Below are 21364 nucleotides of genomic sequence, written 5' to 3' on the forward strand. Positions count from 1 at the left end.
CGCCGTTACAGCATGAAGACTTCACGTCGCAAACCGCTTCCGGTAGTCGCTTGGCGAGATGGAAAGATTGCGCTGGAAGGTCACCCGCATCCTTTCCTCGTTCCCGAAGCCGCACACGCGGGCGATCTGGTCGACGTTGCGCTTCGAATCCTCCAGCATCCGCCGGGCGGCCTCCAGCCGCAGGACCTCGATGGCCTTCGCCGGAGTACGGCCGGTCTTCTGCTTGTAGACACGCGCGAAGTTGCGCGGGCTCATGCGGGCTCTTTCGGCCAGCGCTTCGACGGTGAGGTTGTCGCTGCCCAGGTTGTCGGAGATCCACAGGTGCAGCTCATCGAAGGCGTCGCCGTCCTTCGTCTGCGACTTCAGCAGCTCACTGAACTGCGACTGCCCACCCGGCCGCTTCAGGAAGACGACCAACTCCCTTGCCACCTTCATGGCCAGGTCATGTCCATGGTCCGCCTCCACCAGCGCGAGGGCCAGATCGATTCCCGCACTGACGCCGGCCGAGGTCCACACAGGGCCTTCACGGACGAAGAGCGCGTCGTGGTCGATCTTGATTGAAGGGAAGCGCTCGCGCAGCAGGTCGCACATGGCCCAGTGTGTCGCCGCGCGCTTGTCCTGAAGGAGCCCGGCCTGGGCCAGCAGGAAGGTGCCGCTGCAGACCGATGCGGTGCGGCGGGTCGCTGCCGCCTTCAACCGCAGCCATTCAATCAGCGGCTCGGAGCGGGCCAGCACCTGCTCGATGTTCGGCGAGCCAGGAACGACAACAGTGTCGACAGGGACTCTCGCGAACGCGGCGAGCGGCACCGTCTGCAACGCGACGCCTTCCGCCGACTGCACCAGCCCACCATCAAGGCTCGCCGTGTGGCGGAGGTATCCCGGCAAGCCGCACTCCGCCAGGGCCTTTGAGGCGGCCCAGAACACGGTCTGCGGCCCCGTCAGGTCCAGCAACCCCATGTCGGGAAAGGCGACGAAGAGCACGGTGCGCTGCCCGCCCGAAACTGGCAGAAATTCCGGGGTATCTGTCATGGCTGCCAGACCCTTTCATGCCTACATTCTCGTCGTCAACGGAGAGGCAAACATGAAGATCGTGGTCATCGGTGGCACCGGCCTCATCGGAACGAAGGTGGTGACGAGGCTTCGCGGGCAGGGCCACGAGGTGGTGGCGGCGGCGCCCAGCTCGGGCATCAACGCCCTCACGGGTGAAGGCCTGGAGGAGGCGCTCGCGGGCGCGCGGGTGGTCGTCGATGTGGCGAACTCGCCGTCGTTCGAGGACAAGGCCGTGCTGGAGTTCTTCGAGACCTCGGGGCGCAATCTCCTCGCGGCGGAAGAGAAGGTTGGCGTGAAGCACCACGTCGCGCTGTCGGTGGTCGGCACCGAGCGGCTTCTGGGCAGCGGCTACTTTCGCGGCAAGATGGCGCAGGAAAAGCTCATCACTGCCGGCCGGATTCCGTACACCCTCGTGCGCTCGACGCAGTTCTTCGAGTTCATGGGCGGCATCGCCAAGGCGGGAACGGAAGGCGAGACGGTGCGCGTTTCCACGGCGCTCATACAGCCCATCTCGTCGGACGACGTGGCGGACGCGGTGGCCGAAGCGGCGCTGGGCGCGCCGGTCAATGGCATCGTCGAAGTGGCCGGGCCGGAGCGTGTGCGACTCGTCGACGTGGTCCAACGCTTCATGACCGCGAAGCAGGACGGGCGCAAGGTCATCGCCGATGCTCACGCGCCCTACTTTGGCGTGGAGCTGGACGACCAGTCGCTCACGCCGGGCGACGGAGTTCGTGTGGGGCCGACGCGGTTCGAGGAGTGGCTCCGCCGTTCCGCGACATAGTCCGCGCGCATGAGCATCGGCGATGACCAGGTGCCCGCGAAAGGCACCTGCTCGCGAACGTCAGTTCATGCGCTTGCCGTGCTCACGCCATTCACCTCGGCGCAGCAGCTCCTCGCGCAGTTGGGTCCGCGCACGGTGCAGCCGCGTCTTCATGGCGGCCAGCTCAAGCCCCAGGGCTCTACAAACCTCCTCGCCGGAGAGCCCCTCGAGGTCTCGCATGATGAGCACCTCGCGATAGATGGGCTCCAAGGCCGCGATGGCCGCATGGACGGACTGGATAAGCTCCCATCGCTCCAGCGCCTTCTGCGGGTCGAGCGCGTCGGACACAAGGGCGGCGTCCTCCCTCAGTTGCTCGCCCAGGGACTGCCGCTCGCGGACGAAGGGACGGAGCATGCGCAGGCACGTGTTGCGCACCACGCTCATCAACCACGAGAGGACGCTGGCGTCCCGCTGCACCTCGGGGCGCTTCGCGAGCTTCGTGAAGGCCTCCTGCACCGCATCGTCCGCGTCGTAGCCGTCCCGGCACACGCGCAGGCCGAACCGGTACACCCGGTCGTGGTAGGTGCGCACCAGCGCGGCGAGGGCCTCGTCATCTCCCCGGGCCGCCGCGGCAAGCAACCCTCCGTGCCCCGCGCCCATCAGCGCCCCGGCCCCAGGGGGCACGTCGAGCGGCCCATCAGGGCATAGCCGAGGCAGCTCCCCGCCAGGGCCGAGAAGAGCAGATACGCCCCCAGCACTCCGAAGGTCGCGACCCGGATGGCCAGCGACAGCGGCGCCAGGGCCGCACACGTGACCAGCACCAACCCGCCCAGGGCCCTGAACAGCCGCTCCACCTTCCCGACATTTCGCTTCATGACGCCCTCCATTCACCAGGAGAAGTCACGTCGCGCCAGAAAGGATTCAGGGCCCCGGATTTTTTCGCCGCCCCGCGTGCCAGATTCGCGGGGAGTCCACGGGAGCCAACACGCGCCCCCGCGGACACCGGTGGCGCTGATCCCCCGTGCTGGGTGGCTCCCGGACACTTCCGCCCCACGGGAAGCCGTGAATCAGGCGGTGCTTCGCACTGGCGCGGAACGCTCCTCCGTCGCGGATGCGTCGCCGGGCACCGAGGGCATCAGGCTGACCTTCAATTTCGCCACGTTGGGTGTCACCCCGAAGAAGGAATCATAGGCGTTGAGGTGCTGCTGCCCCACCGTCGTCATGAAATCATTGAAGCTACCCGGATGGGGAGGCAGCGGCGACGGCGTGAACTTCTGCGAAGGCAGTCTGACGTAGGGATTCGGGCTCGGCAGCAATTGGTACATCTGGTTGATCGCGCCATAAACAAGGTTGGCATCGAGCCCCAGGAAGCCGCTGAGCGGGCCGTAGAGCGTCTGGCACGACTTGTTCTCGACGTAATCCCACACCACGTCGTTCTGCACATTGTACGGCTGGACGTTCATCAAGTTGGTCCAGCCGTGCGGCACCACATCGTACTGGTTCCAGATGACCTGGTTCCAGTAGCCATAATTCGCGATGCCGGAGATCGCCGTCGGCGGAAAGAGCGCAGTAAAGGCGTTGACGAATCCTTGATCTCCGGTCGAGGGGGCGGCCGTCGGCAGCACATAGAGCGCGGCCCACCGCTTCACATCGAAGACGTTCTGATAGAGCCAGCGGGCCAAGGTCGGGCAGAGCGAGCCACCCAGGCTGTGCCCAGCGAAGATCAGCGTCGCCTGATAGGACGCTTTCTCCCCCAGGAAGGTCTGAAGCGATTGATTCGTCTGCGAATCCAGCATGTTCAGCAGATTCGTGGTCCCCCGTGCCGCCCCCTGCGAAACGTTCCCCACGTTGAATTGACTGGGACTGGTGCTGTTCGTCGGGGTGATTCCCACCGGGAAGGCCACCGTGTTCGTGACGCTATTGTCCAGACAGTCCGTGTCGTACCAATTGTGCGCGGTGTCGCTGTTCCCGTTGGTGCCCGCTATCGCCACGACATAGCAGTCCGCTTGCGCATTGTGGACCGCGTACATGACATTGTCGGCCACCTTGGACACCCTGCCCTTGCCGCTGCAGTCCGTGTCGGTTTGATAGACGCAAGGTCCCCACACTCGCGTCCACACACCCAATTGTTGACTATTGCTCGTCAACGCAGCATCGATGATAGGCCCAAGCTGCTGAGCGATGTTGGAGGCCGTGTCTTCCAGGCTGTCGCCCAGACCAGAGAACCTCGAAAGCTGGTATACCGTCTGGATGATATTGTAGCTTCCGCCGGTATAGATTGGCTGTACGATGCTCATACGAATGAGCCTCCCCTTGTGTGATGATGATTCGCTCGGAAACCCAAGCAGAAGGCATGCCAGCACGCCCTGCCGCGATTCCCCAAGGCAATCACACGCATCTCAGGACTCACACCAGGCGGTTGACGCGTCAGCAGGGGTCCTGACGCGTCAGGAGGGTGGTTGACGCGTCAGCGGCGACTCGATGGCCGCGAGCCGGAGGGATACGAAGCCACCCCAACCTCGAGGACGACGACCCCGGGGCCGGCCCTGGAACCGGTTCACCCCGCACATCCCGCCCCGTTCCGAGCACCGCGAGTCACCGGCCGCCCTGTTCCGCTTTTTGTACGAGGTCGAGAATAAACCGAAGCCCGGGCACGTCAGGGGCCGCGCGCTCGTGTCCCCCTGGGAGCGCGCGGTGGATGACCGCGGAGGGTCCGGCGCGCCCGATGCGGGTGCGGCGGGTGCCGTCATCGCGGCAGACCCGATGTTTCACCATGACAAACAGAGCAATGCCAGTGCAGCCGGACAGGCAATTACATCAGGAGCGATACATGCAACGGAGCGAAGGTCAGCGGATGAGCCGATGGCTGGGAGTCTGCCTCGGACTGTGGTTCGCGGTGGGCTGTGGCCAACCCCCGACGGGGGAGTCTGTCGAGGAAGCATCGGTGGGCTCGCCCATCACGCGCACGAAGCCGCGCGCCCGCATCGCCGCGGGAAGGGACCATTCCCTGTCAGTGCGTCCGAACGGCACCGTGTGGGCGGCGGGCTCGAACGAATACGGGCAGTTGGGCAATGGCTCCACCACGAACAGCGCCGTGCCCCTCCAGGTGCAGGGACTGACAGGGGCGACGGCGGTCGCCGCGGGCTCGATTCACTCGCTGGCGCTCCGCTCTGGCGGCACCGTGTGGGCCTGGGGATACAATGGCAGCGGTCAGTTGGGAAATGGCTCCACGACATCCAGCCCTGTGCCCGTACAGGCGCAAGGGGTGACGGGGGCGACGGCGGTGGCCGCGGGCACGGATCACTCCCTGGCGGTGATGGCGGATGGCACCGTGCGGGCCTGGGGCTACAACGGCTCTGGCCAACTGGGCAATGGCACCACCACCTCCTCTTCCACGCCCGTCCAGGTGCAGGGGCTGACCGGGGCCGTGGCCGTGGTCGCGGGCAGGAATATGTCCCTGGCCCTGCGCTTCGACGGCACGGCGTGGGCCTGGGGCTACAACGGCTCTGGCCAACTGGGCAATGGCACCACCACGTCCTCCTCCACGCCCGTGCAGGTGCAGGGGCTGACCGGCATCACGGCTGTCGCCGCGACCGAGGAATACGTGCTGGCGGTGAAGTCCGACGGCACCGTGTGGGCCTGGGGCAACGCGTACCTGCCCATGACTCCGTGGCCGCTCTCCACGCCCGTGCAGGTGCAGGGGCTGACCGGAGCCGTGGACGTGGCCGCGGGCAATCTGTTCTCCCTGGTGGCGCGCTCCGATGGCACCGTCTGGGCCTGGGGCTACAACGCCGATAGCGGTCAACTGGGCGACGCCACCAAGACTGGCCGCACCACGCCCGCGGTGGTGCAAGGGCTGACCGGGGTCACCGCCATCGCCGCGGGGCGGGACCACGCCATGGCCCTGCGCTCCGATGGTTCCGTGTGGACCTGGGGCAACAACGACGTGGGGCAGCGTGGAGATGGGACGCCCGCGAGTCAGTTCCTGCCAGTGGCGGTGCAGGGGATGAGCGAGACATCCTCCGTGGCGGCGGCCCCGGCCCACTCCCTGGCGCTGCGGTACGACGGCACCGTGTGGGCCTGGGGCGCCAACTACGCCGGCCAGCTCGGGGATGGGACGACGACGCGCCGGGCCGCGCCCGTGCAGGTGCCGGGGCTCGGCGGCGTCATGGCTGTCGCCGCGGCTGGCGACCACTCGCTGGCGTTGCTCTTCGACGGCACCGTGTGGGAGTGGGGCAACGGCGGCGCCGTGCCGGTGCAGGTGCAGGGGCTGAGCGGAGTCGTGTCCATCGCCGCGGGAGGGGGCCACACCCTGGCGCTGCGCTCCGACGGCACCGTGTGGGCCTGGGGTAACAACTCCGTCGGGCAGTTGGGGAATCCCGGTGCCGGTTACGAGAGCGCCACGCCGGTGCAGGCGTCGGGACTCAGTGACGTCGTGAAGGTGGCGGCGGGTGGCGTACACTCGCTGGCGGTGCGCTCCGACGGCACCCTCTGGTCCTGGGGAGACAACTACGGAGGCCAGTTGGGGGATGGGTCCAAGAGCCGTCGCTTCACGCCCGTGCAGGTGCAGGGACTGACTGGGGTCGTGAGCGTGTCGGGAGGCAATGCACATTCGCTGGCGGTGCGCTTCGATGGCACCGGGTGGGCCTGGGGCAACGGCGGGACGGGCACGCTGCTGCTCGCCAATGGCTGGTACAGCCGCACCCGACCGGCGCAGGTGGCGATGACGGGCCTGGTGGAGATGGCTGGAGGCGGGGGCACCTCGCTGGCCTTGAGCGCCACCGGCGCCTTGTGGGCCGGCGGCACCAACGAATCGGGGCAATTGGGCAATGGCACCACGTCCAATCCGCTCGCGCCGGGGCAGGTGCAGGGGCTGGGCGGCGCGGTCGTCACGGCCGCCGCGGGAGGCGACCACATGCTGGCCGTACGTGATGACGGCACCGTGTGGGCCTGGGGCCACAACGCCGATGGCCAGTTGGGCCATGGCGCCCCCTCCGACGGAATCACTCCCAGCATCTCCCTGCTGTAACCCCTGGGGCCACCGCGGGCCCGGATCAAGCATGGCTCCGGGCCCGCCCGTTGGCGCGTGGCTCGACTCCAGCTCGGAGCCCTTGCGAGCCCGTGGGGCATGCCTCCATTCTCGCCCTCCTCGCATGCGCTCCGTTCATCTCCTCGCGCCCCTCACCGCCCTGCTGCTCGGCCTCACCCTCCCCTCCAGCGCAGCCCCCAAGGACACAGAGCGTTCCTTCCGGGTCCAACCTCCCGCGGCCTGGGTGCGCCCGGTCGCGCTGGAGACGAGGGACTCGCGGCCCCTGGGCGAAACCGGGGGCGTTCACTACGCGCTCGCCGATCTCCAGGTGCGCGCGGAGCGCCCGCGGGTGGAGCGTTATGCCCACTACGCGCGACGCGTCCTCACCGAGGGCGGCATCGAGGAAGCCGCCGAAATCAACGTGACGTTCGACCCATCCTTCGAGCGTCTCACCCTGCACGGCGTCTGGTTGCACCGCGGCGGGCAACGCAAGGATGTGCTGGAGCCCCAGGCCGTGAAGGTCATCCAGCAGGAGCGCGAGCTGGAGCAGCGGCTCTACAACGGCACCCTCTCCGCGCTCATCTTCGTGCGCGACGTGCGCGTGGGTGACGTCATCGAGTACGACTTCACCGTCGAGGGCGACAACCCTGTCTTCGACGGCCGCTTCCTCGCCTCCGTGGAAACGCGCTACGGCACGCCCCTGGGCCACTGGCGCTACCGGTTGCTATGGCCCTCCGCGCGCGGGCTGCATGTGAAGCAACACGGCACGGACGTGTCTCCCTCCGTGAAGGAGGCGGGCGGTGTGCGCGAGTACGTCTGGGAGCAGCACGACGTGCCGGCGCTCAGCATCGATGACTCGCTCCCCTCCTGGTACCAGCCCTGGCCCTGGCTGCAGCTCAGCGAGTTCGATAGCTGGGCCGCGGTGGCGCGCTGGGCCGTGCCCCTCTACCAGGCGCCCGCGCGGTTGCCCCCGACGCTCCAGGAAGAGGTGAAGCGACTGCGCGCGGCACACGCTTCCCCCTCCGCGCGCCTGCTCGGGGCGCTGCGCTTCGTGCAGGACGAGGTGCGCTACCTGGGGATGGAGCTGGGTCCCAACTCGCACCGCCCTCATGCTCCGGAGGAAGTGCTCGCGCGGCGCTTTGGTGACTGCAAGGACAAGACGCTGCTGCTCGTCACGCTGCTGCGGGCGCTCGGCATCGAGGCCCGGTCGGCGCTCGTCCACTCCGCCTGGAAGCAGACGGTGGAGTCGATGTATCCGTCTCCCGTCGTGTTCGACCACGTCATCGTCCAGGCGCGCCTGGAGGGGCGTGACTATTGGCTGGACCCCACGGCCTCACACGAGCGAGGTCCGTTGGAGTCCTTCGAGCCGCCGCCGTTCCGCCGCGCCCTGCCGATTGACGAAGCCACCACGGGACTGGTGGAGATTCCGGAGCCTCGGAGTCAGGAGCCCGTGATGGAACTGGAGGAGTCCTACGTGGAGAGCGCCGCCGGCCAACCCGTGGCCCTCACCGTGACGACGCACTGGAAGGGCCCGAGTGCCAATCAAATGCGCCGAAACCTCTCCACCGCGTCACTGAAGGACGTGGAGCGTGAGTACCTCAACTTCTATGCGCGCAATGACCCGACGATTCGCTCGACCGCGCCGCTCTCCGTGCAGGACGACCCGGAGCACAACGTCATCACGCTGGTGGAGCGCTACGTCATCGAGTCCTTCTGGTTGGAGCAGCAGCGCGAATTCACCGCATCCACCATCACCCGCTACCTCACCCGGCCGCGCATCGGTCAGCGCACCATGCCCCTGGCCATCATCCACCCGGTGAACGTGCGGCAGCGCATCCGCTTCGAGTCGCTCCACTCCATGCGCATCAGGCACCAACGGGACACCGTCCAAGGACCCGCCAGCGCGCTCGACTACAGGTTCTGGACGGAGGACGGCGACAAGGTGCTCTTCCTCGAATACCGCTACCACAGCCTCGCGGACGCGGTGGAGCCCGCCCAGCTCATGGCGCACCTGGAGGCCCTGAAGCGGATGGACGTCCACACCGGCTACCAGGTGACGCTCGGCACGACTCACGGCAACGGAGGCCGAGGCAATTCAGGGTTCACCTGGGTCGGCGTGGCCATGGGGCTGGGGGGCCTCGCGCTGGGCGGGCTCCTCATGTTCATGGGTGATGGGCCGCGTGCGTTCCTCCGGGACGTGCAGGCGCGGCGGCGCAAGCGGGCGTTCTCGCGCAAGTTCGCCTCCGTCGAAGGGGACAGCCCCGCTCAGGCCATTTCGCTCGCCACCGTGGGCGAGCTGCACGCGCGGCTGTCCGGAGTGCGCTGCGCGTGCGGCGTGGCCGGTGCCGGGGCACCGAAGCTGGAGGAAGTCGTCCTCGGAGAGCAGCACCTCGTCCTGGCGAAGTGGACATGCTCCGGCTGTGGCCGCGGACGCCATGCCTACTTCACGGTGCGCGAGGAGCGCGCGGCCTGAGTCCATACAGGCCGACGCGCACCTGCGCGGGTGTTCTTCCGGGGACAGGGGGCCGTGCCCGCCATGCGCCGTGAGTCCGTGCTCCGGAGGGCGGGACGGTTGCGATGCAAATCGGCGACCAGGGTGACCGGAAACCCGGGATTGGACGGCCACCAGTCCTGAGTTCCCCTCGTGGAGCAAGGACCCGCACGCCCCGGAAGTACGACGACCCGAGCCTCCCGTTGGCAGGCAGACTCCACACACCACGTGGAGTCCCCCCTACCTCCGAGGTCCCGCCTTGACACGCTCCCTTCGCACCCTAGGGCTCATTCTTTCGACCTTGTGTCTCTCGCCGCTGACGGGTTGCGACGACGACCCACCCTCCCCATCCACTCCCGACGCGGGCCGGGACGCGGGCAGCGACGCAGGGCCGGATGCGGGCCCCCATGAGGACCCCGACGCGGGACCGGACGCCGGCCCCGATGCGGGCCCCCATGAGGGCCCCGACGCGGGACCGGATGCGGGCCCCTATGTCTGGGATGGCACCTATGTCCCGCTCGAGGAGCATGGGGACGTCGAGGACAAGGGCATCCTGGCCGACTGCAAGTTCGACCCCCGGAACGTCTCTCCCACCATCTGCAACGAACTCGACCGCGCCGACCTTTTCGACCTGTCCCAGTGTGAGACGCAGTCGCTCGGCGCGCTGGCCCAGGAGGGTATCTACCAGGTCGAGCTCCGGGGAGAGCGCGCGCTGCCGGATGGCGGCACCCGCATCGTCCCTTCCTCGACGGGGTTCCTGCTTCGCGACGACGGCGGCACCAGCACCCTGTATGACCAGCCCATTCTCAAGCTCGACATGGAGGGAGACCGCTTTGTCCTGCAGGGCCAACTGCCGCGAACCGGCCTCGTCATGAACCTGACGGGCTGCGAGGCGAAGGCCCCCAACATCCTCACTGGCTGCTTCGCATCTTGCCGCCGAGGCCAGTTCACCCAGGGCGGCACGTTCGAGGCCCACCGCGTCGTCAAACAGGAGGCCGAGCCTGAGTCCTCGGGCGGGCTCGCGCTGTTGTCCGAGCACCGCGTCTCCACGGGCCTGGCCGTGGACATCTACGTCGCCAAGGGGCACGCCTACGTCGTCTCCCTTCCCCACCAGGACCAACTGGGTGGACTCACCGTCTTCGACGTGAGCAATCCGCGCAACCCCGTGCGCACCGCTTCCATCAGCCTGCCCGGGGACCACTTCTGGAATGGCGTGTGGGCCAAGGACAACGCGCTCTACATCGCGAGCAATGCCTCCGGCGTCGTCGTCTACGACATCTCCAATCCCGCCGAGCCCCTCTTCGTGCGCAGCCTGTCCACGGGCGGAGACGGAGGCGCGCACACGGTGCTGGTCGACGGCAACTTCCTCTACGCCATGGTCCCCCTCTCTGGCACCTTCATCTACGACCTCACCCACCCACTTGACCCGGTGCTGCGCACCGTCGTCCCAGGGGGTCCCCACGACTCCTTCGTCTACGACGGGCGCCTCTACATCAGCGACTCCGGCGACGGCTATGCCCTCTTCGACCTCGCCAACCTCGACGACATCCGCGAGGTGGGCCGCTACATCATTCCCAATGGCTTCTCCCACCACAACGCGGTAGGCACCTTCGGGGGGAAGACCATCGCCTTCGAGGGCGGTGAGTTCAATGCCTCTCACGTGCGCGCGCTCGACGTCACCGACCCGGCGAACATCGTGAAGATTGGCACCTTCAAGATGCGACGTGTCACCTCCATGCACAACCTCATCCTGCGCGGCAACCTGCTCTACGTCGCGTGGTACCAGGAGGGCTTGCGCGTGCTGGATGTCTCAAACCCCACCCAGCTTCGCCAGGTGGCACACCACCACGTCTTCCGCGAGACGGACCCGCTCCGGGGTGACAGCCTCTTCGAGGGCCTCTTCGGCGTGCGCGTCCCGGGCGACGGCTACGTCTACACCGCCGAATCCTCCCGAGGGCTCATGATCTTCAACGAGCTATGAGCATCCTCGGCTCTTCGTAGGAATGAAGCATCCCCAGGTGAGGTCGGCGCCTGGGGGTGCCCGCACTTCCATTCACTCACAAATGGAAAGGCCTCCGAGCGGAAAGGGCGCAGGTCCGCACGTCCGTTTGGGTGATGCGCACGCTCGGCTCCCATTCACTCCCCTGGCTGGATTTCTCGCTCACTGATGTTGCCATCGGCGTTGAACACACTCACGCCGAGCGTGTCCGCGTCCGGAAAGCGCTCCCTGAGCGCGCTCTTCATCGCGCCTGCCGGATGCACACGCCTGGACTTGGATGATGACCTGGCGACCGTCGCCCAGAAATTCCAGAAAAAGCCGCAATACGACTTCAAGTCGTCCGCATGAAGTGATGGAGTGCCGGTCCGCAGGGCCCGGCATGTGTCCGCCGTGACTGGCCGGGAATCACTCGATGTCGTGGGGGGCGAAAGTCATGCGCCAGCAAGCGATTCTTCGTGTTGTGGTGGGGAGTGCCTCGCTGTGTCTGGGAGGCTGGAGTGAAGCAGCGTGGGCCGGTGGGCCCGCGCAAGGCCCCGTGGGAGTGCTCGCGGAGCCCGCCAGTGGCGCCGCGCGTCCCCGGACGCTGGATGACGCGCTGCTCGAGGTGGAGCGCGAGGTGCCGGGCTTCGGCGGCATGTATCACGATGAGAAGGGGCGGCTCGTGGTGCGCCTGGTGAATGCCACCGCGGCGCCGGCCGCGCGCCGGGCCATCGCCTCCGTGTTCGGCGCGGAGAGGATTCCCCAGGCGGGCGTCGTCACACAGCCCGCCACGCGGACGTTCTCCCAGCTCAAGGCCCTGCAGGAGCGACTCACACCGGACGTCCTCGCGCTGCCGGGCACCGTCTTCACGGACGTGGACGAGAAGTCGAACCGGGTGGCCATTGGCGTCGAGAAGGCCGAGGCGCGGGCCATCGTCGAGCGGGCCATCGCGCGCCTGGCGGTGGCTCGGGACGCGGTGGACATCGTCGAGTGGGGGCCCATCAACCCCACCAGCGTGCAGAGCGGCTGGACGCCGGTGGGAGGAGGACTGCAGATAGAGACGCCGGGCAAGTACTGCACGCTCGGCTTCCCCGCGCTCCAGGGCGGGACGCTGGGCTTCGTGAGCAACTCGCACTGCACCCAGGTCCAGGGCGGGGTGGAGTCAACGCCCGCGTACCAGGCGGTGGCGCCGTGGCTGGTGGGGACGGAGACGACGGACCCCGGCTACGCCAGCGGAGGAAGCTGCCCGGCGGGGCGCATCTGCCGCTCGAGTGACAGCGCCTTCTTCCGAGGGGAAGCGGCCATCGCCACCTACGTCGTGCAGACGCCGGGCGCGTTCGACCTGAACATCTCCGCCTGGCCGGAAGTGACGGGGAAGGTGCTGTACCCCTCCCAGGGACAGACGGTGTTCAAGACGGGCCGCACCACGGGCACCACCAGCGGCACCATCCAGTGGGCGTGCGCCACGGTGAACTCGGGTGGTACGCCACACACATACTACTGCAACTACATCGCGACCAGCGCCACGCAGAACGGCGCCGGCGGTGACAGTGGCTCCCCCGTGTACTTCCTCAACGGCAACGGGGTGACGCTGACGGGCCTGATGTGGGGCGCGGGCGCCAGCCCGTGGAACTTCGCCTTCTCACCCCTGGGCGGCGTGCAGGCCGAGCTGGGCGTCGTCCCGTACTGCCAGGGCGGCGTGGGCTGCTGAGCGCCGCACGCCCCGGAAAACAACCTGGGAGGAGGAGGGTCCACTCCTCTTCCTCCCAGAACGGGCCGCCCTTCACGGGGGATGAAACCGCCGCGTGGGACACCGCGGGGCCCGCTCCCTCAACAGGGGAAGCAGTACACCAGCCGGGAGTACGACGTCCGGACGCCCGAGAGGTACCGCCGCCCGCTGCATGTCTGGGTCTCGTTGCCCACCATCTCCGAATAGGTGTCATCCGAGAAGTAATCCCACTCACAGCTCTGGGCTGGAGCCGCCTCGGCCTTCGGGGCATAGGTGGACGTTCCGAGGCCCACGAACGCGGGAACCGCAAGCACAACGCCCAAGAGCAGCCTTTTCATTGAATGCCTCCAAGGGGAAGAACCGCGACCTCGAACCTAGGTTGCCTTGGATTGCAATGGCAAGGGGGCCCCATGCGGGGCCGCCAGGGAAGACCTTGGGCGCGTCCCGGAAAGGCGCGCGGCATGTTATGAATTGCATGCACCCACCACTCTACGAGGGCACTCCCATGAAGAGCACCTTGCGCAGCATTTCGCTGATGGCCACGAGCCTGCTGATGGCCTGTGGTGAGGGCCTCCCCCAACAGGAAGGGGCTGGACTGCCCACACTCGAAGACAGTCACGCCGCTCTGGTCGCTCCCACGGCCTCCATCTCCTGCTCGAGTACCTCCACTGACATCACGTGCATTGGCGGCGCCACGGGTGGCAGCCCGCTTTACCGAAGCCAGTGGTCGCGGACGATGTACTTCGACGGCGAGGTCCTCAACTCCCCCTGGGGAGATGGCAGCGCCACGTATAGTGAGTCTTGCGTCACGCCGACGTCTGGGAACCCGCCGGGCTATTCCATCCGGTTCCGCTACCGCGTGGTGACGGCCGCACAGGAAGTCTCCAACGCCGCCACCGGCCCTCTCTATGCTTGCGAGTGATTGAGGGCGGAAGCACCGCCCTCCTCAGACGAACAAGCCCAACCGCTGACGTTCCAGTGGGATGCGAATGACCCACGGTGGACCGTGCCCCCAAGAGAGCGGCACGGCCCACGCATGGCACGAGAACGGAAAGACTCGCGCTACTCGCCGATGATGTCCGAGCCCAGGCTCACGCCGTCACTGTACACCGTGGCCTGGAAGGGATTGCCGGCGCCGCTCATATCGAAAGCCATCACAACGGACGCAGCTTCCCCGAGCTGAGCGAGCCATGCATCCACCGCTTCCGGATCCCTGAACGCGTACGTGCCCGCCTCTGTCTGAACCACTTCGAACGGGTCCGCGCCCAGCTGTTCGCCGCGCGAGCCGAGCACCGCCACGTTCATGAAAGGACTCGTGAGCGTCGGAGCCGCCCCGCCAATGCCGACGAGGGCCATCTCCAGGCCCGAGGCGCCTCCAGCAACGGCGCCCGCCCTGAGGGACTTCTTCTTGATGGTCACCGTGACTGTCGCCGTGCCCTCGAACTTCCCAGTGCTCGGGTTGTACGTCATGGTCGTCGAGCCCGAGACAGTCGTCTCGCACGCCGGCAACAGGGCCAGCGCGAGGACCATCGGGACAATGCTCAGGATTCTCATCAACTTCGTCATGGCTGACACTCCAGATCGAGAGGAATGCGCTGCCATCCCTCCCCGGAACAGTCCAGGCAAGGCGGCAGGCCCGCGAAACTCCATCAATACGACACACCACCCCGACCGCCCCCCCTTCGGGGACACCATGGCGAATCAAAGGCAATCATCCACCACATCAGGATGGCGACGACAAAGTACGATCTGAATCGTACATTGTCAAATGAGGGCGCTCGCGGGCCCGCGCGCGGCGGCCACGGCGATAGAGAATCCTCGGCCGGGGGCCCTCCAGCGACGAGGGCCACCCCGGACGAAGGCTGTCACCGCGGATGTCAGCAGTCCCGGGCGTAGTCCTGCTCGAACACCAGGACGCCGCGCGACTCCGGGAAGTAGATGACATACAGCTCCCAGATCATGCAGGCGTCCGGCCACATCTCCCGGCTGTAGTGCCAGCCCGTCACCTGCACCGCCTCGGAGCCGTTGCTGTACTCCTGGCCCAGGGCCGGATGCAGGGAAGACAGCCTGGAGAGCAGCCGCGACTGCGCGAACTGCGTGTAGGTCGTATTCGCCAGGCGCGCGCCAAAGAGCGCATTGCTCTGCTCCGTCAAGGAGACGGCCTCGGCGACCTTGTCCACGCTCGCTGGAGTCGAGTGGCTCCAGGGGAAGGAGTAGCCACGCAGTTCGCCGTAGCACGCGGAGGAGGTGCCACAGGCCGCGTTGGCCGCCGACAGCTTGGACTGCAGGCCCGTGCTCACCGGCCGCGAGCCCAGCGACACGGAATACAGCCCATAGGCGACCGTGTAGTCGGACACGCAGACCGGCCACATCCGCTGCGTCCACGTGGCCTCGCCGCCCGCGCACCAGACGGGCTTGGAGGAGGCCGACGGAGCACATGCGCCCTCGTAGAGCGCGTGCGCGTCATCCGCGCCGAAGCACAGGGCGAAGGCCTCGTTGACGGGCAGGCCCTCCGCGTCCCAATGGGCCATGCAGTCCTCGACGCGGGGACCTACCCGGGACTGGTCACACGTGGCGTAGACGGACGGGTCCACCGGCTCGCAGTTGCCGCTGAGACAGTCGAGCTGGAGGCGGAAGCGCTTGCCCGCGCCCTCACCGCTGCTGACCACGACGAGATACTCGCCGCCCTGGGCGAAGGTGACGGAGGCCACCTTGCTGAGCTGGCCATAACCCGCGTCATCGTCCTGGGCCCGCACGGTGGTGCCGTAGCTGCCGCTGGCATCCCGGGGGCCGTAAACGAAGAGCCCCGTGTCCAGGGACATGCTGCTGCCCAGGTGCGTCACCTCCAGCTTCGCGCTCGAGCCGGCCGCGACGTTGATGGCGAAGGAGTAGTACTGGAGGGGCGTGGTGAAGGACGTCTGCACCGCGCCGGGGAGCGCCACGCTGCCCAGGAACGTGGTGCTGTCCAGGACGTTGCCACTCGACGGCGTGGGCGGAGGGAAGAGCACCCCCTGCTCCACGGTGTCGACGGCGGGCGGCGCCTCACCCGCGGGCAGGTCGGAGGAACCACAGGCGGCCAGCAGAAAGACAGACACCCACCGGAGCGACTTGAGGGAACGGAGCATTGGCGATGGCCTCGTGGAACGGGGAATGGCACACCCCTGTTCGCCGCCGCCGCCCTGCCCTCCCAGGTGAGCCGCGCGGAGCATAGGCACGCGCGGCTCGGCCACCCCAGGACCTCACACGTCTGTCACCTGATGCACCGGCGCGTCAGGGGGCGGGCTGCAGCGCTTTGCGTTCCTTCGCGCAGACCTGAATCAGCTCGAGCATGCTCATGCTGGCGCCGCCGATGTCGAACTTCTGCTCCTTGAAGTCGGGGTATCGGTTCTCCAGGATTCGCCCCTCCGCGATGCAGTCATTGAGCTGCGAGAGCGCCTCGTTCTTGCGTCCCTTGGAGAGCAGCGACTTCGCCGAGTCGTAGGCCTTCCTCTGGCCATCCTGGAACCGAAGCTCCACGTCCGCCCTCTTCTGGGGCGCCTGCAGCGCCTCCGCCTTCTGGGCGCACTGAGCCATCACCTCCTGGGGCTGGGTGGGCGTGCCGCCCACGAGCACGTCGACCGTGGCGAGGCTGGCGTTCTCCTTCACCATCCTGGCCCCCTCGTCCTGGCAGGCCGTGAGCTTCTCCAGCGCGCTCGCGTACAGCTCCTTCTTCTTGCGCAGGTCCGTGGAGGACGCGGCCGCTTCCGACGCCTTGCTGGCGACGCCCAGGGCCTCACCCGTCAACCGACGCAGCGCCCGCGCCTGCTTCGCGAACTCGAGGGCCTCGACCAGCTTCAGCCACTCGGCGCGAGCCCGCTCCGCGGACGCCGCGTAGCCCGCGTCCTGCCGCTCCAACGCCGCATTCGCCTCGAACATCTGCATGACCTCATCCACGCTCTTCGAGGCGGTCTCCACGTCGCCGTCGGTCGATGAGATGCCCTTCGCGGCTTCGAGCTTCTCCTTCGTCGTGGTCAGCCGGGAAGCAAGCTGGACGCGAGCATCCGCCGCGGCCAGGACGATCTTCCGCCGGTTGATGCGCTCGCCCAGGTCCGCCATGCGCTCCTTGGTCTCCTTCGCGTACAGCGCGTAGTCGCGGTCCTTCTTGACGAACGGGGCACCGACCTCCAGCACCGCGCCAATCTGCTTGACCGCGTTCTCCGCCTCCTGGAGCTGCGCCGGCGACGGCGTCTCCTTCTGAATCTGGATGACCAGCGCCGCCGCGTTCTTCCGCGCCTCGTCGACCTTCACGCGCTGCTGCTGCAGGTCGACCTCGTACCGGCGCCGCTCCATCGTCGCCCGCCCATCCCTGAGCAGCTGGCGCGCGTCGGCGGCGGCTGGGCTGATGGCGGGGTTCTTCACGTGGACCGTCTCCAGCGTCTTCTCCAGGACGACCAGCGCCGTCTTCGCCTCCTCGAACTGCTCGGCGGTCGCGGCCCGCTTCTCGATGTTGCGCAGGGCCTGCATGACTTCGGCGCGAGCCGCATCGAGGGTGCGGACCTGGAGCACCACCTCCACCTCGACGAGCGTGTTCTTCACCTCGGCGAGGTACTGACCGATGGCCTGACTCCTCGCCGCCTGGGGCTCGTACTTGTCCACCAGCTTCCGGCCGACGAACGCCGCCGTCTTGGCCTCGGCGAGCTGCTCGGGCGTGGGCCGCTTCACCCGGAGCGCCTTGGCGGACGCGCGGAGCTCTTCATGGGCGGGCTCCAGCTCCACCTTCACCCGCGAGACACCTGCCTGCACCACGGACTCATCCATCTGGCGCCGGGCCTGGGTGACCTCGGCGCGAGCCTTGTCCGCGTCCGCGCGGTACGCCTTGTCTTGCACCTCGAGCGGCTTGCCCTCCTCGAGCTGCTTCTGCAGCGCGGCCGTCGCCTTGTCGGCGGCCGTGAACTTCTCGTCCGACCAGGCCTTTCCCAGGTCGGCGAGCGCGCTCGCCAGTGACTTGCGGCTCGCATCCAGGAGGCCGCGCTGTTTCTGAGCCGACAGTTGCAGCCACCGCTCATCGAGCGTCTTCCTGTGACGGGCGACGGTCGCTTCGACGTCGGTGAGGTACGAGGAGAACTTCGGGTCCTGGCTCTTCAGGGGCCGGCCCTCCTCCGTCAGCTTCTCGAGCACGTCCACCGCGGCACGCGCCTCGTCCATCGCCTTGGAGCCCGGGTCACCCTGACCGAGCTTCGACATGCGCTCGTTCAGGGGCGCGAGCGCGCTGTCGATGCGCCGGCGGTAATCGTGGATGTGGACCTTCGCCCGCCGCTCATCGACGTACTCGCGGTCGGTCCGGAGCTGCTTGCGCGCGGCGAGGACGCTCTTGGCGTATTCGAGATCTTCCGTCTCGAAGCTCGCTCCCGCATTGAGCGCCTCTTTCAGCGCTTCCATCGCCGCGAGGGCGGCGTCGAGGTCTGCGCCGCGCGGCGGCTCCTGTTCGATTCGCTGAACGGCCGTCGTCAGGGCCGCGCGCGCATTCTCCAAACGCTTCGAGGCTTCCTCGATGGACTTCGCGGCGCCAGCGGCAGGAGGCGCGGCCGGGGCATCGGTGGAGGCGAAGACAAGGAACCCGATAAGCATCAGCACTGAAGTACGTACCATTCAGGGAAACCTACTACAGCGAGGCGGTGGGAGCCTCGGCATAGTGTCCGCGTCCCCCGCCTGGAGATGCGGTCAGGCTGCATCAAGGTGGCCCAGATGAAGCGCCAACTCGCCTGGGCGCACGCGGGGCGAAAAGGCACCTCCCAGCATCGACGTGGAGAGAGGGGCCCGCGCGGTTCCCCTTCGCGCGGGCGTCAGGGCCGCAGACGGAAAGGCACCTTCACCACACGGTAGACGGCGACAGGCCGACCCTCGAGCAACGCGGGCTGGTAGCGCCAGGTGCTCACCGCGCGCATCGCGGCGGACACGAAGGGCTCTTCACCTCGCATCACGGAGACGTCGCGCACCTCGCCACGCTCCGTGACGACCAGCTTGAGGACGACCAGTCCCTCGCGCCCCGCGGCACGCGCATGTTGGGGGAACTCCGGCTGGAGGTTGCCCGCACGTTCCACGGGGGGCTTCGCGTTCTCCGGCAGTTGGATGGGCCCCGTGGGAGCCGAAACCTGGAGCGTGCCTTCGGCCACCGCGCCTGGCTGCTCCGCCATGGGCTTCGCGGCCCCGGGGACATCCAGGGGCATGGGCGCGCTCAGGGACGCTCCCGACATCCACTCGGAGCTCCCCGAGCCCTCCGCGCTGGCAGAGGACGTACCCGGAGACGACGAGCGTCCTCCGCGCTCACGCTGCAGCCGCTGACTCAAGAGCACCTCACCCGAGCCCCCCGCGAGCACGCGGTCCGAGCGATACCCCTCCCGCACGAACGTCACCTCCGCGGTGGCCATGCCGCCCGCGTCGGGTGGCACCTCCAACACGAACGGCGTGGTGCCCCGCTCCACTCCCTTCCAGAAGACACGCGCCCCCTCCGGCTGACTGGAGATGTGGAAGCGCACGGGGCGAGGCGCAACTGGCGCCGTCACGGAGGGTGGCGCCTGCCGCACCGATTCGGAAGGCGAGGACACCGCGACCAACGGCGGCGACTCCACGGGCGCTCGCGGACGGCGGGCCCCGAGCAGATAGGCGCCAGCTCCGCAGACGAGCAACACGCCCAGGCCCGCTCCCATCCTGAGCGCCCTTCGGCGGAAGCCCGGACGCGGAGAGTCCGGACTGAGCACGGAGGACTCGTCCAGGATGATGTCCAGGACCAGGGTGCCCTGAACACCGCTCGTGGTGGACCGCATCGATGGCGCGAGGGACATGCCGACAGGCCCGGTCACCGCCTCTCCAGGGCCGGTATCCAGCGAGATGGCCGTGCCCGGACCCGCCGCTCCGCGCAATGCCTCCAGGAGCGCCTCCATCGACTCGTAGCGGTGCGCGGGCTGTTTCTCCAGACAGCGGCGCACGACAGTCTCCACGGACGCGGGAATGGCCACGTCCGGGCGCACCGCCTGGAAGCGCGGTGGGACCTCCTTGTGGTGCGCGAAGATGAGCTCCAGCGGGTCCTGCATCAGGAAGGGCGGCCGCCCCATGAGCATCTGGTACAGCACCACCCCGAGCGCGTAGACGTCGCTGCGCGCGTCCGCCAGGTTGCGCGCCTGCTCCGGGGCCATGTACGTGGGCGAGCCCAGGAAGGTTCCCACCTGGGTGATGTCCGGCACCGACAGGTGGCTGGCACCCTCCACGACGAAGGGCTTCACCAGTCCGAAGTCGAGCACCTTCACGTGGTCGCGCTCCGCGCTCCCCTCCTCCGCCAACAGCATCACATTGGCGGGCTTCAGGTCGCGGTGCACCACTCCCAGACGGTGTGCCTCGCGCAGGGACCGACACACCTGTTGGGCGATGTCCACCGCGCGCGGCCAGGGCAGCGGCCCGGCTGTGAGGTGCTCCGCCAGCGTGCGCCCCTCCAGGTACTCCATGGCGATGTAGAAGGTCCCGTCATCCGTCTTCCCGTAGTCGATGAGGGTGACGGTGTTCGGGTGGCGAAGCTTCGCCGTGACGCTGGCCTCCAGGAAGAAGCGCCGCTGGAACTCCGGGTCGTTCGCGAAGGGGAACGTGGGGCTCAGCACCTTGAGCGCCACCATCCGTTCGAGCGGGAGCTGGAGGGCGCGATACACCCGGCCCATTCCCCCGGCCCCCAGCGGAGCCAGCACCCGGAAGCGCTCGTGGAGCACCTGGCCGAGGAGTGGGTCCACCGGCGAAGTCGAGGGGTGCGATTCGGTCTGCATGGCGATCACCTGAGCAGGAACCGTCGCATGCACCCGTCACGGAGGCGTGCCGTGCACATCACGTCATGGCCAACACCCCGTCACGACCCTCCGGACGGTGGAGCGGATTGGCACCGACGTCCATCGGCTCACGACGCGGCCTACGCGCTGGAGCGCTGAAGCCGCCCCGGACACCACCTCCAGCGCCGCGAGGCTTCGCGGCGGGCTGGAGGCGGGAGCGCGCCTACTGGATGGTGATAGGGATGTTGTAGAGGAAGCACACCGGGACCTTCTGGGGCTTGTACTCCCAGCCCGCCTTGAGTCCCTGGATGATGTCCTCGTCCGCGCCAGGCACGGACTTCACCGGCGTCACTTCGTACACGCTGCCGCTGGTGGAGACGCACACCTTGTAGATGCCCTGCAGCGTCTGACCGCGGTGGGACTGCTTGAACACCTCCGACAGGCGCGGCGACGTCTGGCGCACCACGTCACGCTGGATGACGAAGGGCGGCACGTTCTTGGGCTTCACCGGCTCGGCGGGGCCCGTTCCACCCACCACCC

15 protein-coding genes and 1 pseudogene are annotated in these 21364 nt (G+C 67.8%); 6 read left to right on the forward strand and 10 right to left on the reverse strand.

The window, feature by feature from the left end:
* Positions 1-21: 21 nt before the first annotated feature.
* Positions 22-1029 carry a GlxA family transcriptional regulator gene (locus HR086_RS13820; protein WP_174465862.1) on the reverse strand — a complete coding sequence of 336 codons (1008 nt, stop codon included), beginning with the start codon at positions 1027-1029 and terminating at the stop codon, positions 22-24.
* 52 nt (positions 1030-1081) lie between these two features.
* Here HR086_RS13820 and HR086_RS13825 point away from each other — a divergent pair, with 52 nt between their 5' ends.
* On the forward strand, positions 1082-1831 hold the full coding sequence (locus tag HR086_RS13825; protein WP_174465863.1) for an SDR family oxidoreductase: 750 nt from the start codon (positions 1082-1084) through the stop codon (positions 1829-1831).
* Positions 1832-1891: 60 nt separating this feature from the next.
* On the opposite strand, the gene HR086_RS13830 is transcribed toward HR086_RS13825, so the two are convergent.
* The 3 genes from HR086_RS13830 to HR086_RS13840 all read right to left on the reverse strand — a co-directional run bounded on the left by HR086_RS13830 (position 1892) and on the right by HR086_RS13840 (position 4107).
* Positions 1892-2494 (reverse strand): RNA polymerase sigma factor, encoded by a 603-nt coding sequence (locus HR086_RS13830; RefSeq protein ID WP_371817186.1) that lies wholly within the window; start codon positions 2492-2494, stop codon positions 1892-1894.
* Positions 2470-2685: a DUF2892 domain-containing protein gene (locus HR086_RS13835; RefSeq protein ID WP_174453394.1), complete on the reverse strand. Its 216-nt coding sequence runs from the start codon at positions 2683-2685 to the stop codon at positions 2470-2472. Before HR086_RS13835 ends, HR086_RS13830 begins: the two co-directional genes overlap by 25 nt.
* A 192-nt stretch (positions 2686-2877) precedes the next feature.
* Positions 2878-4107 carry a hypothetical protein gene (locus HR086_RS13840; protein ID WP_174453393.1) on the reverse strand — a complete coding sequence of 410 codons (1230 nt, stop codon included), beginning with the start codon at positions 4105-4107 and terminating at the stop codon, positions 2878-2880.
* Between the two features lie 533 nt (positions 4108-4640).
* On the opposite strand from HR086_RS13840, the gene HR086_RS13845 reads away from it, so the two are divergent.
* The 4 genes from HR086_RS13845 (at position 4641) to HR086_RS13860 (ending at position 13019) form a co-directional block, all read left to right on the forward strand.
* Entirely contained in the window at positions 4641-6839 is a 2199-nt protein-coding gene (locus HR086_RS13845) for an RCC1 domain-containing protein (protein ID WP_174461329.1), read from the forward strand.
* A 124-nt stretch (positions 6840-6963) separates the two neighbouring features.
* Complete coding sequence (locus HR086_RS13850; RefSeq protein ID WP_174465864.1) at positions 6964-9312, forward strand: DUF3857 domain-containing protein; 2349 nt, start codon at positions 6964-6966, stop codon at positions 9310-9312.
* Between the two features lie 277 nt (positions 9313-9589).
* Positions 9590-11311 carry an LVIVD repeat-containing protein gene (locus HR086_RS13855; protein ID WP_174465865.1) on the forward strand — a complete coding sequence of 574 codons (1722 nt, stop codon included), beginning with the start codon at positions 9590-9592 and terminating at the stop codon, positions 11309-11311.
* 451 nt (positions 11312-11762) lie between these two features.
* Positions 11763-13019: a hypothetical protein gene (locus HR086_RS13860; RefSeq protein WP_174465866.1), complete on the forward strand. Its 1257-nt coding sequence runs from the start codon at positions 11763-11765 to the stop codon at positions 13017-13019.
* A gap of 119 nt (positions 13020-13138) precedes the next feature.
* Here HR086_RS13860 and HR086_RS13865 read toward each other — a convergent pair whose 3' ends face one another.
* Positions 13139-13375 (reverse strand): DUF6289 family protein, encoded by a 237-nt coding sequence (locus HR086_RS13865; RefSeq protein WP_174453387.1) that lies wholly within the window; start codon positions 13373-13375, stop codon positions 13139-13141.
* Between the two features lie 167 nt (positions 13376-13542).
* Between HR086_RS13865 and HR086_RS13870 the strand changes: the two genes are divergently transcribed.
* A complete protein-coding gene (locus tag HR086_RS13870) occupies positions 13543-13959 on the forward strand; it encodes a hypothetical protein (RefSeq protein ID WP_174465867.1) in 417 nt (138 codons plus the stop codon).
* A 140-nt stretch (positions 13960-14099) separates the two neighbouring features.
* Here the strand turns inward: HR086_RS13870 and HR086_RS13875 are convergent, their stop codons facing one another.
* From HR086_RS13875 to HR086_RS13895, 5 genes and pseudogenes are all read right to left on the reverse strand, one after another.
* Positions 14100-14603: a hypothetical protein gene (locus HR086_RS13875; RefSeq protein WP_174465868.1), complete on the reverse strand. Its 504-nt coding sequence runs from the start codon at positions 14601-14603 to the stop codon at positions 14100-14102.
* A gap of 311 nt (positions 14604-14914) precedes the next feature.
* The gene (locus HR086_RS13880) at positions 14915-16162 is read right to left on the reverse strand and encodes a hypothetical protein (RefSeq protein ID WP_174465869.1); all 1248 of its coding nucleotides are present in this window, start codon (positions 16160-16162) and stop codon (positions 14915-14917) included.
* A 145-nt stretch (positions 16163-16307) separates the two neighbouring features.
* Positions 16308-18665 carry a hypothetical protein gene (locus HR086_RS13885; RefSeq protein WP_174465870.1) on the reverse strand — a complete coding sequence of 786 codons (2358 nt, stop codon included), beginning with the start codon at positions 18663-18665 and terminating at the stop codon, positions 16308-16310.
* A 194-nt stretch (positions 18666-18859) separates the two neighbouring features.
* Positions 18860-20824, reverse strand: coding sequence for a TonB family protein (locus HR086_RS13890; protein ID WP_174465871.1), 1965 nt, complete (start codon positions 20822-20824; stop codon positions 18860-18862).
* A 223-nt stretch (positions 20825-21047) separates the two neighbouring features.
* A pseudogene (locus HR086_RS13895) lies at positions 21048-21364 on the reverse strand (PaxA); the annotation flags it as partial.

Origin of the sequence: Myxococcus sp. CA039A (assembly GCF_013336645.1) — a bacterium.
In the GTDB taxonomy this organism is placed as follows: Bacteria; Myxococcota; Myxococcia; order Myxococcales; family Myxococcaceae; genus Myxococcus; species Myxococcus llanfairpwllgwyngyllgogerychwyrndrobwllllantysiliogogogochensis.

Excerpts from the sequence above, each read along its gene's own strand:
- HR086_RS13820 (WP_174465862.1), bottom strand. The coding sequence starts at position 1,029 with ATGACAGATACCCCGGAATTTCTGCCAGTTTCGGGCGGGCAGCGCACC.
- HR086_RS13875 (WP_174465868.1), bottom strand. The coding sequence starts at position 14,603 with ATGACGAAGTTGATGAGAATCCTGAGCATTGTCCCGATGGTCCTCGCG.
- HR086_RS13880 (WP_174465869.1), bottom strand. The coding sequence starts at position 16,162 with ATGCTCCGTTCCCTCAAGTCGCTCCGGTGGGTGTCTGTCTTTCTGCTG.
- HR086_RS13860 (WP_174465866.1), top strand. The coding sequence starts at position 11,763 with ATGCGCCAGCAAGCGATTCTTCGTGTTGTGGTGGGGAGTGCCTCGCTG.
- HR086_RS13870 (WP_174465867.1), top strand. The coding sequence starts at position 13,543 with ATGAAGAGCACCTTGCGCAGCATTTCGCTGATGGCCACGAGCCTGCTG.
- HR086_RS13885 (WP_174465870.1), bottom strand. The coding sequence starts at position 18,665 with ATGGTACGTACTTCAGTGCTGATGCTTATCGGGTTCCTTGTCTTCGCC.
- HR086_RS13890 (WP_174465871.1), bottom strand. The coding sequence starts at position 20,824 with ATGCAGACCGAATCGCACCCCTCGACTTCGCCGGTGGACCCACTCCTC.
- HR086_RS13845 (WP_174461329.1), top strand. The coding sequence starts at position 4,641 with ATGCAACGGAGCGAAGGTCAGCGGATGAGCCGATGGCTGGGAGTCTGC.
- HR086_RS13835 (WP_174453394.1), bottom strand. The coding sequence starts at position 2,685 with ATGAAGCGAAATGTCGGGAAGGTGGAGCGGCTGTTCAGGGCCCTGGGC.
- HR086_RS13865 (WP_174453387.1), bottom strand. The coding sequence starts at position 13,375 with ATGAAAAGGCTGCTCTTGGGCGTTGTGCTTGCGGTTCCCGCGTTCGTG.
- HR086_RS13850 (WP_174465864.1), top strand. The coding sequence starts at position 6,964 with ATGCGCTCCGTTCATCTCCTCGCGCCCCTCACCGCCCTGCTGCTCGGC.
- HR086_RS13840 (WP_174453393.1), bottom strand. The coding sequence starts at position 4,107 with ATGAGCATCGTACAGCCAATCTATACCGGCGGAAGCTACAATATCATC.
- HR086_RS13825 (WP_174465863.1), top strand. The coding sequence starts at position 1,082 with ATGAAGATCGTGGTCATCGGTGGCACCGGCCTCATCGGAACGAAGGTG.